The 13,312-nt window shown below is 72.8% G+C and carries 12 protein-coding genes and 1 pseudogene; 12 read left to right on the forward strand and 1 reads right to left on the reverse strand.

The window, feature by feature from the left end:
- The first annotated feature begins 49 nt into the window (after positions 1-49).
- The 10 genes and pseudogenes from Dvina_RS12695 (at position 50) to Dvina_RS12740 (ending at position 10,774) form a co-directional block, all read left to right on the forward strand.
- On the forward strand, positions 50-1,258 hold the full coding sequence (locus tag Dvina_RS12695) for an acyl-CoA dehydrogenase family protein (protein WP_223102673.1): 1,209 nt from the start codon (positions 50-52) through the stop codon (positions 1,256-1,258).
- Complete coding sequence (locus Dvina_RS12700) at positions 1,255-1,659, forward strand: nuclear transport factor 2 family protein (protein ID WP_223102675.1); 405 nt, start codon at positions 1,255-1,257, stop codon at positions 1,657-1,659. Before Dvina_RS12695 ends, Dvina_RS12700 begins: the two co-directional genes overlap by 4 nt.
- Positions 1,660-1,744: 85 nt before the next feature.
- Positions 1,745-2,653 carry an acyl-CoA dehydrogenase family protein gene (locus Dvina_RS12705; RefSeq protein WP_223102676.1) on the forward strand — a complete coding sequence of 303 codons (909 nt, stop codon included), beginning with the start codon at positions 1,745-1,747 and terminating at the stop codon, positions 2,651-2,653.
- Between the two features lie 17 nt (positions 2,654-2,670).
- Positions 2,671-3,243, forward strand: a complete 573-nt coding sequence (locus Dvina_RS12710; protein ID WP_223102677.1) for a VOC family protein — start codon at positions 2,671-2,673, stop codon at positions 3,241-3,243.
- A 228-nt stretch (positions 3,244-3,471) separates the two neighbouring features.
- Positions 3,472-3,618, forward strand: a pseudogene (locus Dvina_RS55680) (ABC transporter substrate-binding protein); the annotation flags it as partial.
- A 113-nt stretch (positions 3,619-3,731) separates the two neighbouring features.
- Entirely contained in the window at positions 3,732-4,547 is an 816-nt protein-coding gene (locus tag Dvina_RS54180) for an ABC transporter substrate-binding protein (protein ID WP_281428413.1), read from the forward strand.
- 15 nt (positions 4,548-4,562) lie between these two features.
- A complete protein-coding gene (locus Dvina_RS12725; protein ID WP_223102680.1) occupies positions 4,563-8,024 on the forward strand; it encodes an ABC transporter permease subunit in 3,462 nt (1,153 codons plus the stop codon).
- Complete coding sequence (locus Dvina_RS12730; RefSeq protein ID WP_223102681.1) at positions 8,017-9,519, forward strand: AMP-binding protein; 1,503 nt, start codon at positions 8,017-8,019, stop codon at positions 9,517-9,519. The genes Dvina_RS12725 and Dvina_RS12730 overlap by 8 nt, the downstream gene beginning before the upstream one ends.
- Entirely contained in the window at positions 9,516-10,430 is a 915-nt protein-coding gene (locus Dvina_RS12735; protein WP_223102682.1) for a phosphotransferase family protein, read from the forward strand. Before Dvina_RS12730 ends, Dvina_RS12735 begins: the two co-directional genes overlap by 4 nt.
- Positions 10,427-10,774, forward strand: a complete 348-nt coding sequence (locus Dvina_RS12740) for a DUF6285 domain-containing protein (protein ID WP_223102684.1) — start codon at positions 10,427-10,429, stop codon at positions 10,772-10,774. Before Dvina_RS12735 ends, Dvina_RS12740 begins: the two co-directional genes overlap by 4 nt.
- Here Dvina_RS12740 and Dvina_RS12745 read toward each other — a convergent pair.
- Positions 10,771-11,391: a TetR/AcrR family transcriptional regulator gene (locus tag Dvina_RS12745; protein ID WP_223102685.1), complete on the reverse strand. Its 621-nt coding sequence runs from the start codon at positions 11,389-11,391 to the stop codon at positions 10,771-10,773. The genes Dvina_RS12740 and Dvina_RS12745 overlap by 4 nt on opposite strands.
- A gap of 104 nt (positions 11,392-11,495) precedes the next feature.
- Here Dvina_RS12745 and Dvina_RS12750 point away from each other — a divergent pair, with 104 nt between their 5' ends.
- Complete coding sequence (locus Dvina_RS12750) at positions 11,496-12,476, forward strand: NAD(P)H-dependent flavin oxidoreductase (RefSeq protein ID WP_223102686.1); 981 nt, start codon at positions 11,496-11,498, stop codon at positions 12,474-12,476.
- Positions 12,473-13,252, forward strand: a complete 780-nt coding sequence (locus Dvina_RS12755; RefSeq protein ID WP_223102687.1) for an enoyl-CoA hydratase-related protein — start codon at positions 12,473-12,475, stop codon at positions 13,250-13,252. Before Dvina_RS12750 ends, Dvina_RS12755 begins: the two co-directional genes overlap by 4 nt.
- Positions 13,253-13,312 lie beyond the last annotated feature (60 nt).

Consider the following 13,312-nt stretch of genomic DNA (forward strand, 5'->3'; position numbering starts at 1 on the left):
GCGATGTAAAACTGAAACTGACGTTAGAATTACCTGGAGAGGTGGCGTCATGACCACTGCGGCCCCGACTCGGCCGACGAAAGACTTCGCCGAACGGCGCCAGGACGTGCGGCGCTTCGTCGACGAGGAGCTGATCCCGCGCGAGCCGATCCTGGACCGCAACGACGACAGCAGCGCCGAGGCGATGGCCGAGCTGAAGCGCCTGGCCAAGGAGCGCGGCGTCTGGGCGCTCGGGCACCCGGCGGCGATCGGCGGCGGCGGGCTCCCGTTCATGGACTACGTGATGATCAACGAGATCGTCGGGCGCTCCTACTGGGGCACCGAGGCCCTCGGCACGCTGTCGTTCCAGGACTGCCTGATGCTGCTCGAGTTCGGCACCGAGGCGCAGCGGGCCAAGTGGGTCCCGCTGCTGTTCGAGGGCGTGACCGGGCCGACGATCGGCATGACCGAGCCCGAGGTCGCCGGCTCCGACCCGACGCTCGTGCAGAGCACCGCGGTGCTCGACGGCGACGAGTGGGTCATCAACGGCCACAAGTGGTTCACGTCCGGGGCCAACAAGGCGATGTACACGAGCGTCTTCGTCAAGACGGACCCGGATGCCCCGAAGCACCAGCAGTTCTCGCTCATCCTGGTGCCGACCGACACGCCGGGGTACCGCATCGAGCGGGTCGTGCGGACCATGGGCCACTACGGCGGCAACCACTGCGAGGTCCGCTACGACAACGTGCGGGTGCCCGCCGAGAACCTCCTCGGCCCCCGCGGCGGCGGCTTCGCGGTGGCCCAGGCCCGGCTCGGCCCGGGCCGCATCACCCACAGCATGCGCTGGCTCGGCCAGGCCCAGCGCGCCTTCGAGATCATGTGCGACCGGGTGCAGACCCGCTACGCCCACGGCTCGGTGCTGGCCGAGAAGGGCGAGATCCAGCGGTACATCGCCGAGTCGGCCGCGCAGATCCAGGCGGCCCGGCTCATGACGCTCGACGCGGCCCGGCGGATCGACGCCGGCCAGGACGCCCGGGTCCAGATCTCGCTCATCAAGTTCTTCGGCGCGCAGATGCTGCACGACGTCATCGACCGCGCGCTGCAGGTGCACGGCGCGATGGGCGTCACCGAGGACACTCCGCTGGAGCGCATGTACCGCGACGCCCGCTACGCCCGCATCTACGACGGCCCCGACGAGGTGCACCGGATGGTCGTCGCCAAACGCCTGCTGCGCCGGGACTACCGCAATGAGGCACCGTGGTCGGAGATCGTGCGATGACGACGAACGACGACACCGCCGTCGCGGCGGAGGTCTCGCTGGCGCTGGCCGAGCGGCTGGTCGCGGCGATCGACGCCAACGACCTCGACGCGCTGCGCAACGAGGTCTACACCCCCGACATCGTGGTCTGGCACAACGACGACCAGCACGAGCAGCGGGTCGACGAGAACCTCAAGGTGCTCAACTGGCTGCACCGCAAGGTCGCCGGCAAGCGCTACGAGGACGTCGTACGCCACACGACCCCGACCGGCTACGTCGAGCAGCACGTCCTGCGCGGCACCGCGCCCAACGGCACCGAGCTCGAGATCCACGCCTGCCTCGTGGTGCGGGTGCGCGACGGGCGGATCGCGCGCATCGACGAATACCTGGACAGCCGGGCCGCCGCCGCACTGCGCCCATGAGCGGTCCGGAGCGCAGCGGAGGGGCCGCTCATCATCGGTACAGGGTGACGGTCAGGCCGGCGCCGGAGCCTGCGGAGGGGCCGGCATGACCGGGCTCAGCGCGGCCGAGCGTGAGCAGTGGCGCGCCTCGGTGGCCGCGGTCGCCGCCCGTTGCGCCGCCGGCGGGCGGTGGGACGCGCTGTTCGACCTGGGCGTGGCCGAAACCGGGCTCGAAGACCTGGCCGTGGCGATCGAGGAGTGCGGCGCCATCCCGGCCGCCTCCCCGCTGCTGGGCCACATGTTCGGCGTGCGGGCCCTGCACCACACGCCCGCTTCGCCCGAGCGCGACCGGCTCCTGGCCGCCGCGATCGGCGGACGGCACCGGGTCGCGCTGGTGCTGCCCGAGGGCTTCGCGCTCGAAGGCGGCGCGGCCGACACCTTCGTGGTCGCGGGCCCCGAGCCGGCGATCGTGGCGGCCCACGCCGTGGTCCGGCGTGCACTGTCCACACTGGACCACACGCGGCCGCTCTGGCGGGTCGAGTCGCCGGAGCCGGGAGCGCTGCCCGAACTGCTCCGGGCCGAGCTCGCCGCGCTCGTCGCGGCCGACTCCGCCGGTGGCGCGCGGGCGGTGCTGGAGGGCGCGGTGCAGTACGCCCGGCAGCGTCTGCAGTTCGGCCGCCCCATCGGCTCCTTCCAGGCCGTCAAGCACCGCCTGGCCGACGTGTCGAGCCTGGTCGACGGGGCCGGGGCGGCGCTCGGATATGCGCTGCGCCGCCTCGACGCCGGCGCGCCGGACGCGGTGCTGGCCGCCTCGGTGGCCAAGCTCGCCGCGGTTGACGCCTACCGGGCGAGCGCCGAGGCGGCCATCCAGACGTACGGCGGCATCGGCTTCACGTGGGAGCACCCCGCGCACATCTATCTGAAGCGGGCCCACACCAACGGTCAACTCGCCGGCGGTGCGGCGCTGCACCTGGCGCTGGTGGCCGACCGGGCCGGGATCGGCCCACGCACCTGAATCGGAAGGGAACCAGCATGGCCGAGAAAGAGTTCGAGATCGGCGGCATCAACCACCTGGCGCTTGTCTGCAGCGACATGCGCCGCACGGTGGACTTCTACAGCAACGTGCTCGGGATGCCGCTCATCAAGACGGTGGAGCTGCCGGACGGGACGGGGCAGCACTTCTTCTTCGACTGCGGTGGCGGCAACGCCCTGGCCTTCTTCTGGTTCCCGGGCGCGCCGGCGAAGGTGCCCGGAGTGACGCACCCCGGGGCCATGCCGGGCTTCGGTGACATCGCCAGCGCCGTCGCGTCGATGAACCACGTGGCGCTGCAGATCCCGGTCGACAAGTTCCACGAGTACCGCCAGAAGCTCAAGGCGAAGGGCGTGCAGGTCGGTGTCGTGCTGTTCCACGACGACAGCCCGTCGACGATCGCCACGAAGATGCACCCCGGCGTCTACGTCGGCTCCCTGTACTTCTTCGACCCCGACGGCATCCTGCTGGAGTTCGCGGCCTGGACGCGGCCGCTGACCGCCGACGACGTGCGCCACGAGCCGGCCGCCCCGGCCGTGGGCACCGCCCCGGTGGAGACGGTCGCGAAAGCCTGATCGCTTTGCCGTTCCATTTTTCTGAAACTGATGTCAGTATCAGGCCCCACACCCCCCTTTTTCCTGGCCTTGATGGAGGCATAGATGAGGACGCTGCGGACCCGCCTCGCTGCGGCGGCGCTTGTGCTGCCGCTCGCGTTAGCCGGCTGTAGTAACGACAAGACCCAGTCACCGGCGGCCAACCCGGGCGGCGGTGGCTCGGCCGCCGCCGGCAACCCGGTGAAGGTGATGCTGATCTACGACGAGACCGGCTCGGGCGCCGCCCCGGAGCTCGTCGACGGCGCGAACGCCGGCCTGGCCCGGGTCAACGCCAACGGCGGCATCAACGGCCGGCCGCTGGAGCTGACCGTCTGCAAGACCGGCAACGACCCGAACACCGCCGACAACTGCGCCCGCCAGGCGCAGAGCCTCGGCGTGGCCGCCGTGGTCGGCGAGCTCACCCTGCAGAAGGGGCACGAGAAGATCCTCCGGAGGCGAAGATCCCGATCATCGGGGCGGTCACCTCCGGCACCGACCTCACGGAGGTCGCGCAGTTCCCGCTCGACGGCAGCACCCCGATCCAGACCGCGTCGCTGGCCAACGCGCTTGCCGCGCAGGGCTTCAAGAAGATCAGCATGGCCCGCATCCAGATCGACGGCGGCGGCGCGTTCAGCGGCTTCGCCAACCAGGGCCTCACGTCGGCCAACCAGAAGATCCTCAACGACGTGCCGGTGCCGACCGGCGCCGCGGACATGGCGCCGTACGTCCAGGCCGTGCTCGCCAACGGCACCGACGCCATCCTGACCGTGCTGCCCGGCACCGACTCGACAGCGTTCATCAAGCAGCTCAAGAAGGACAACCCGAACATCGCGATAGGCATCATCGGCACGCAGAAGGAGAAGGTCGCCGACGCGCTCGGCACCGCCTCCGACGGCCTGTACGAGGCGCTGGGCTACCTGCCGCCGTCCTACGCGAACGCGGCCACCAAGAACTTCGTCGCCGACATGTCGAAGCTCGGCTTCTCCGAGACCCGGGGCTTCCGGCTCAACGCCTACGCGGCCGTGCTCGCGTTCGCCGAGGCGGCCCGGAAGGCGCCCGAGCCCACCAGCGCCGCCCTGTGGACCGCCCTGCCGACGATGAGCGGCATCGACATCGGCCTGACCCCGCCGATCCAGTGGACGAAGGGCAACGTCGGCGGCTACCCGCGGATCTTCACCTCGTGCGCGTTCATCGTGAAGTACAGCGGCGGCAAGGAGCTGCCGGTGTACGACACCTTCCGCGACGCCTACACCGGCCAGAACTGCACCACGCCGGCGAAGAGCTGAGGATCGGGCCCACGCATGCTGACCGACGTGATCAGGTTCGCCGTCCTCGGGCTCGGGGCCGGTGCGATCTATGGCTTGTCCGCCCTCGGGATCGTGCTCATCTACCGCGGCTCCGGCATCCTGAACTTCAGCCAGGGCGCGGTCGGCATGGTGGGCGCCTACGTCTTCTACCTGCAGCGCGAGAACGGCATGGCCACGCCGCCGGCGGCACTGCTCGCCATCGGCGTGGGCCTGCTCATCGGGGCGCTCGTCCACCAGCTGGTCATGCGGCCGCTGCGCGACGCGCCCCCGGTGTCCCGGCTCATCGCGACACTCGGCGTCTTCGCGTTCCTGTTCGGGCTGGGGCAGTACCTCTTCGGGGTGGGCCAGGCCCGGATCGTCGACTCGATCCTGCCGGACGGCTCGACGACGGTGCTGCCCGGCATCCGGATCGGGACCGACCGCCTCGCCATCCTCGCCGCGGGGATCGTCCTCGCGGCCGTCCTCACGGCCGTGTACCGCTCCACCCGCTTCGGCCTCGCCACGTCGGCGGTGGCCGAGAACGGGCGGGCGAGCTCGGCGCTCGGCATCTCCCCGGACACCGTGGCCACCGTCAACTGGATGATCGGCTGCGCGCTCGCCGTGGTGTCGGCCGTGCTCATCGTCAGCATCGGCACCCTGCAGGTGGAGAACCTGGCCATGCTGATCGTGCCCGCCCTCGCCGCCGCGCTGCTCGGCGGGTTCAGGTCCTTCCCGCTGACGATGGCCGGCGGCCTGCTGATCGGCATGCTGGAGTCGGAGGTGGCCTGGATCGGCACCCGCCAGCACGCCGACGGCTGGGGCCAGACGGTGCCGTTCATCGTCATCATCCTGGTGCTCGTCATCTCCGGGCGGTCCCTGCCGCTGCGGGGCGAGGCGATCCAGCGCCCGCCCCAGCTCGGCACCGGCGTCGTGCGCCCGCCGGTCCTGCTCGGGGCCGGGCTCGTCGCCCTCGGGCTGCTGTACTTCGTGTTCCCGCCGGCGCTGCTCGGCGCCACCGAGATCACCCTCGCGCTCGGCCTCGTCGTGCTGTCCCTCGTGGTCGTCACCGGCTACACCGGCCAGCTCTCGCTCGCGCAGATGGCCCTGGCCGGCATGGGCGCCTGGATCGCCGCCCGCCTGGTCGCCGACCACGGCGTGCCGTTCTGGGCCGCGCTGCTGCTCGGCGTGGCCGGCGCGGTCCCGGTCGGCATCGTCGTCGGCCTGCCCGCGCTGCGCACCCGCGGCATGAACCTGGCCGTGGTGACGCTGTGCCTGGCCGTCGTCCTGGAGCACCAGATCTTCTCCTCGACCGAGCGCACCGGCGGGTTCACCGGCATCAACGTCGGTTCACCGAAGATCTTCGGCGTCGACATGGACACCTACTTCTGGCCCAGCCGCTACGCGATCTTCTGCCTGGTGCTGTTCATCCTGGCCGCGCTCATGGTGGCCAACCTCCGGCGCGGCCGGGCCGGTCGTCGCCTGGTCGCCGTCCGGTCCAACGAGCGGGCCGCGGCCAGCATCGGCATCAGCGTGGCCCGCGCCAAGATCTTCGCCTTCGGCATCTCGGCCGCCCTGGCCGCGGCCGGCGGTGTCCTGCTGTCGTTCCGCCAGCCGAACGTGACGTTCGTGCCGACCTACACCGCGTTCCAGTCGATCTTCGCGGTCGTCTTCTCCATCATCGGCGGCGTCGGGTACCTCATCGGCGCCGTCATCGGCGCGATGTACGCCCCGGCCGGCCTGCTCTCCGGGGTCATCTCGCAGCTGTTCCCGGGCACCGCCTTCGCGCAGTTCATCTCCCGCAACGAGGTCGGCCAGATGATCCTCGGCCTGACCCTGCTGCTGGTCCTGCCGCAGCTGCCCAACGGCCTGGCCACCCAGCGCCTGCCCGGGTGGATGGTGCCGGGGTGGGTCAAGGCCCGGGGCGGGCGCCGGGTCAGCCGCCGCGACCGCGCCGAGCTGGCCGGGGACACCGCGTTCACCGTCGTCGAGCGCCCGGTCGACGTGCGCGCCCTGACCGTGCGCTTCGGCGGCGTGACGGCCCTCGACGACGTGGCGCTGAAGCTGGTGCCGGGCGAGGTCCACGGGCTCATCGGCCCCAACGGCGCGGGCAAGACCACGCTCATCGACGCCCTCACCGGCTTCGTGGACAGCCCCGGCGCCGGGCTGACCCTCGACGGCCAGGACATCAGCCGCTGGCCGGCCCAGCGCCGCGCCGCCGCCGGCATCAGCCGCTCGTTCCAGAGCCTCGAGCTGTTCGAGACGATGACGGTCCGGGAGAACCTCCTGGCCGCCTGCGACCGCCAGGACTGGCCCGCGTTCGTGTCAAACCTCGTCCGGCCCGGCCGGGACCGGTATTCACCCGCGGCGCTCGCCGCCATCCGCGAGTTCCGTCTCGAGGACGACCTCGAACGCAAACCCGACGAGCTGCCCTACGGCCGCCGCCGGCTGCTGGCCATCGCCCGCTCGGTCGCCACGGGGTCCTCGGTCCTGCTCCTTGACGAGCCCGCGGCCGGCCTCGACGACGCCGAGACCGCCGAGCTCGGCCGGCTCATCCGCCGGCTCGCCACCGAACTGCGGATGGCGGTGTTGCTCGTCGAGCACAATGTGTCGGTCGTGCTCGACGTCAGCGACCGGGTCTCGGTCCTCAACTTCGGCAAGCTGATCGCGACCGGCACCCCCGCGGAGATCCGCAACGACCCGGCCGTCATCACCGCCTACCTCGGCGACGCCAGGAAGCCCGCTCCGGTCACGGTGACCGATCGCGAGCCGGTGCACCCCGCCGGCGAGCCGCTCGTCGAGGCCCGCGGGCTCAGCGCCGGCTACGGGGACCTCGCCGCGGTGCGCGACCTCGACCTGGTGGTGCGGCCCGGCGAGATCGTGGCGCTGCTCGGGCCCAACGGCGCGGGCAAGACCACGACGCTGCTCACCCTGGCCGGGGAGCTGAAGCCCCTCGCCGGGACGGTGCGGTGGCGCGGGAGTCCGGCCGCGGCCCGGCTGCACCGGCGGGCGCGGGAGGGGATGGCCTTCGTGCCCGAGGAGCGCTCGGTCTTCATGCAGCTGAGCACGGCCGAGAACCTGCGCCTCGGCCGGGGCCCGCGCGCGGCCGCCCTCGACGCGTTCCCCGAGCTGACGCCGCTGCTCGACCGCCGGGCCGGGCTGCTCTCCGGTGGCGAGCAGCAGATCCTGACCCTGGCCCGGGCGCTGGCCGGCCGGCCCGCCCTGCTGCTCGCCGACGAGCTCTCGCTCGGCCTGGCCCCGCTTGTCGTCGACCGGCTGCTGAGGGCCATCCGCCGGGCCGCCGACGAGGGCCTGGGCGTCCTGCTCGTCGAGCAGCAGGCGGCGCGGGCGCTGGAGGTCGCCGACCGCGCGTACGTGCTGCGCCGGGGCCGCGTGATCACCGAGGGCCCCGCGGCGGAGCTGGCGCGCGACTGGGCGAACCTGGAGCGCAGCTACCTGAGCGAGGTGACGAGTGGGTGAGCTCAACGCGGACCGCGTCCTGCCCGGCCTCCTCCGGCGGCGCGCGACCGAGCTGGCGGACCGGGACTACCTCGTCGACGTCGCCCAGGGGCGGCACACCTACAGCGATTTCCAGCGCCGGGTCGAGGAGTTCACCGGGCTCCTGCGCGAGCAGGGCGTCGGTCCGGGTGACCGGGTCGCCGTCCTGCTGCCCACGTGCGTCGACGAGCAGGCCCTGTGGATCGCGTGCGGATGGCTGCGGGCCGTGCAGGTGCCGATCAACCCGGCCTACCGCGGCGCGATGCTCCGGCACGTGCTGGACGACTGCGGCCCCCGGCTGGTCGTCACCGTCGCCGACCGCGCCGACGAACTCGATGCGGCCCACGTCTTCGTGCTGGAGCTCGGGCAGCCGCTCGCCCACGACCCGGCGGTGCTGGACGGGCTGGACGACCCGAAGCCGTGGGACACGGCCGCGGTCATCTACACGTCCGGCACCACCGGGCCGTCCAAGGGCGTCCTCACGCCCTGGGGGCAGCTCGTCACCGGCATCGACGCCTTCGACGACATCGGCCCCGGCGACGTGCTCTACGCGCCGTTCGCGGCCTTCCACCTCGGCGGGAAGGTGCCGCTGCAGATCGTCGCCCACTGGGGTGGCACGTTCGTGTTCCGCGACGGCTTCAAGACCGACCGCTTCTGGCCGGACGTCCGCGCCCACGGCTGCACCCGGGCCTGGGCCTTCTACGCGATGGCCAACTTCCTGTGGCAGCAGCCGCCGCGCCCCGACGACCGCGACAACCCGCTGCGCAGCATCACCGGCGGTCCGCTGCTGCCCGACCACGCCGCGTTCGCCGAGCGGTTCGGGGTGCGGATGCGGACCAACTACGGGATGACCGAGGCCGGCTGGCCCATCGCGACGGGCGACCTGGTCGTCGACCACCGCAGCTGCGGCCGCGCCCGCCCCGGCTACGAACTGCGCATCGTCGACGACTTCGACACCGAGGTCCCGCCCGGCCGCATCGGCGAGCTCGTCATCCGCGCCGACCGCCCGTGGACGATGAACACCGGCTACCTCGGCCGGCCCGCGGACACCGCCCGCGCGTGGCGCAACGGCTGGTTCCACACCGGCGACGCCTTCCGCCGCGACGAGGACGGCAACTACTTCCTCGTCGACCGGGTGAAGGACGCGGTCCGCCGGCGCTCTGAGAACATCTCGTCGTTCGAGGTCGAGTCGATGGTCACCGCCCACCCCGAGGTCCTCGAGTGCGCCGCGATCGGCGTGCCCTCCGAGGACGGCGAGGAGGAGATCAAGATCTGCGTGGTACCGATGCCGGATTCGAAGCTCGAAGCACCGGCCCTCGCCGAGTTCCTCACGGCGACCATGCCGCGGTTCATGGTGCCCCGCTACATCGAGCTGCTGGACGAGCTCCCGAAGACCCCGACGAGCAAGGTGCGCAAGGTGGACCTCAAACGCGACCCGTTCACGGCGGCCACCTGGGACCGGGTGAGCGCCCGATGACCGCGCCGACCGTCGACGAGCACCTCGCCGCGGCCCTGGGCGCGCCCGTGCGCGGGCTGGAGCGGCTGACCGGCGGCTCGTCGCGGGAGGTCTGGGCGTTCGAGTCCGCCGGCCGCCGCCTGATCCTGCTCAGCGATCCGCCGGGGGAGCGGCGCGGCGGCGGCGCCGGGTTCGAGGCGGGCGTCCTGCGGGCCGTCCGCGCGGCCGGGGTCGCGGCGCCCGAGCCGGTCGCCGTGGTCTCCGGCGGGCTGGTGCTGGAGCGCCTCGACGGCGAGACCGTGCCCCGCCGGATCCTCGACGGGCTGACGGGCGGCGCGGCCGGATCGCGCCTGGCCCGCCAGTGCGGCGAGGCCCTCGGGCGGCTGCACACCGTCGACCCGTCGGCGGTGCGCGGCCTGCCGGACGAGGACCGGCTCGCCGGCTATCGCGCGACCCTCGATCGGCTCGACCCCGACCGGCCGGTGCTCGAGCTCGCCTACCGCTGGCTGCTGGAGCGCCGCCCGCCGCACCGGCGCACCACAGTGGTCCACGGGGACTTCCGGCTCGGCAACTTCGTGGTGGGCGGCGACGGCCTCGTCGGCGTCCTGGACTGGGAGTCGGCCCACCGCGGCGACCCCCTGGAGGACCTCGGGTGGATCGCGGTGCGCAGCTGGCGGTTCCGCGGGCCGGGGGTTGTCGGCGGGTTCGGTGACGCGGGCGACTTCCTCGACGCCTACCGGTCCGCGGCCGGCGTGGAGCTGCCGGCCGGCGACTTCGACTGGGCGGTCGTGCTCGGCACCTGGATCTGGGCCGTCGGCTGCCTGCAGCAGGCGGACCGGCACCTGTCCGGCACGACCCGCTCGATCGACCTGGCGCTCGTCGGCCGGCGGGTCGTCGAGGTCGAGCACGACCTGCTGGAGCTGCTGCGATGACGGGACGGGAAAGGCCGGCGCACGCCGCGGTGCCGGGCCCCGACGACCTGCTGACGGCCGTCGTGGAGACGCTGCGCGACGAGATCCTGCCGCAGTCCGGGGGCCGGTCGCGCTACCTGCTCAAGGCGTGTGTCGCCGCCCTGGAGACGGTGCGGCGGGACCTGGTCGCCGGGCCGGAGCGGGCCGCGGTCGAGGCGGCGGTGTTCGCGGCGCTCGAGGTCCAGGACGAGCAGGCGCTGGTGTCGCAGATCAGGGCCGGGCTCACGCCTGAGCGCTTCGCGCGGGTGGTGGCCGAGCTGGACCGGCGCACCGATGTCGAGCTGCGCGTGCTCGGGCGGGGCTAGCCGTGCTCGTCGGCGCGCCAGTAGATGGCGTGATACCAGATGCTGGCCAGCGAGTCGATCGCCGCCTGCTCGTCGACCACGGAGCCGGCGTTGTCGCCGCCCTGGGCCAGCCACACGTAGCAGGAGAGCTCCAGCATCGAGGACAGCGCGGAGGACGTCATCCGCACGTCGATGCCGGGGCAGTAGCCGTCCTTCTGGGCCCGCTCGACGCCCTGGACGATGAAGTCGATGGCCGAGCGCCGGATCTCCCGCCAGCTCTCCAGGAAGGCCGGGTCGGCCATCGACGCCTGGAAGACGCCGCTGAGCGCGCCCAGGCGGTCGCGGTACGTCTCCCAGAAGATGGTGATCGCCAGCCGGATGGCCTCCGCGGGCGGGCGCCCCTCCTGGTACGGCACCGAGATCTGGGCCCGGGTGTCCTCGTGGAACGCCTGGGCCAGGGCGGCGAGGACGTCGGCCTTGTCGGTGAAGTAGTTGTAGAAGCTCGCGGACGAGCGGCCGGCCGTGCGCGCGATGTCCTCGACCTTGGTCAGCAGGTAGCCGCGGGCCGCGAACTCCTTGTTGGCCGCCTCGAGAAACGCGGCCGCCGTCCGTGCGCCCTTCGTGTACTGGCGTGGCATCGGCCCTGCCCTCCCGTGTCGGCGCCCGTGGTCCGCAATCTAAAAGTGATATTAGCATCAGCATTTTCGTCCGATTTCGGGCGTACGCGACAGGAGACAGCGGCATGATCGAGACGCGCTTCACCCGCGAGTTCGGCGTCCGGCACCCGATCGTGCAGGGCGGGATGCAGTGGGTCGGCCGGGCCGGGCTGGTCGCCGCCGTGGCCGACGCCGGCGCGCTCGGGTTCATCACCGCGCTCACCCAGCCCACGCCCGAGGACCTGGTCAAGGAGATCGCCCGCTGCCGCGAGCTGACCGACCGGGAGTTCGGCGTCAACCTCACGATCCTGCCCGCGATCACCCCGCCCCCCTACGCCGAGTACCGCGCGGCGATCATCGAGTCGGGCATCCGGGTCGTCGAAACGGCCGGCTTCAGCCCCGCCGACCACATGCCGGCCTTCAAGGCCGCCGGCATCAAGGTGATCCACAAGTGCACGAGCGTCCGCCACGCACTCAAGGCCGAGAAGCTCGGCGTGGACGCCGTGAGCATCGACGGCTTCGAGTGCGCCGGCCACCCGGGCGAGGACGACGTCCCCGGCCTCATCCTCATCGCCGCCGCGGCCCGCCGCCTCACGATCCCGATCGTCGCGTCGGGCGGGATCGCAGACGCCCGCGGCCTCGTCGCCGCCCTGGCCCTGGGCGCCGACGCGGTGAACATGGGCACCCGCTTCATGTGCACCGTGGAGGCCCCGGTCCACGACAACGTCAAGCGCCGCATCGTCGAGAGCAGCGAGCTGGAGACCACCCTCATCTTCCGGACCCTGCGCAACACCTCGCGCGTCGCGGTGAACGCCGTCAGCAACGAGGTGGTCGAGATCCTCCGCCGGGGCGGCGAGTTCGCCGACGTCCGCGACCTGGTGGCCGGCGTCCGCGGCCGCGAGGTCTACGAGACCGGCGAGCTGGACCGCGGCCTGTGGACGGTGGGCCAGTCCCAGGCCCTGATCGACGACGTCCCGACCGTGGCCGACCTGGTCTCCCGGATGGTCGCCGAGGCGTCGTCGATCATCACCTCCCGCCTGGCCCCGCTGGTGTCGCAGCCCCGATGAGCGCCGGCGCCGTACGACTCACCGCCGACGGGCCGGTAGCCACGATCACCCTGGCCCGCCCGGACCGCCTCAACGCCCTCGACCTGGCCGGCCTGCGCCTGCTGACCGCCCGCTTGCGCGAGGCGGCCGCCATCCCCGGCGTGCGCAGCCTCCTGCTCACCGGCGAGGGCCGGGCCTTCTGCACCGGTGCCGACGTCTCCCCGTCCGGTGCCGCGGCCGGCGGCGCGGACGGCCGCGCGATCGTCGCCGCGGCCAACGACGTCGTCCTCACCGTCATGCGCACCGACCTGCCGATCGTGGCCGCGGTGAACGGCCCCGCGGTGGGCGTCGGCGTCTCGTTCGCCGTCGCCTGCGACGCGGTCATCGCGGCCGACACGAGCTGGTTCCAGCTGCCGTTCGTCACCATCGGCCTCACCCCCGACGGCGGCGCCAGCCACCTGCTGCCCGCCGCGATAGGCCGCGTGCGCGCCGCCCGGATGGCCCTGTTCGCCGAGCGCGTGCCGGCCGCGGCCGCGCTCAGCTGGGGCCTGATCTCCGGCACGGCCCCGTCCGCCGACCTCCTGACAACCGCCCGGGCCCTGGCCGCCGGCGCCGCCGCCGCGTCCCGTGAGGCACTGCGCCGCACGAAACTGGCCCTGCGCCGAGCCCAGGCCGACGCCTTGGAGGCGGCCATGCGGCACGAGCTCGAGGCCCAGGCCGAGCTCCTGGACGGCCCCGACTACGCGGAGGGCCTGGCCGCCCTCCAGCAGAAGCGCCGGCCCGTCTACCCCGCGTAGGGCCGGGCCGGGCGCCCGGCCCGGTGGTGACGATCCGGTGCCGCGGTGACCGCCGCTCAC

This window comes from Dactylosporangium vinaceum (assembly GCF_019904175.1).
GTDB classification, from domain to species: domain Bacteria; phylum Actinomycetota; class Actinomycetes; order Mycobacteriales; family Micromonosporaceae; genus Dactylosporangium; species Dactylosporangium vinaceum.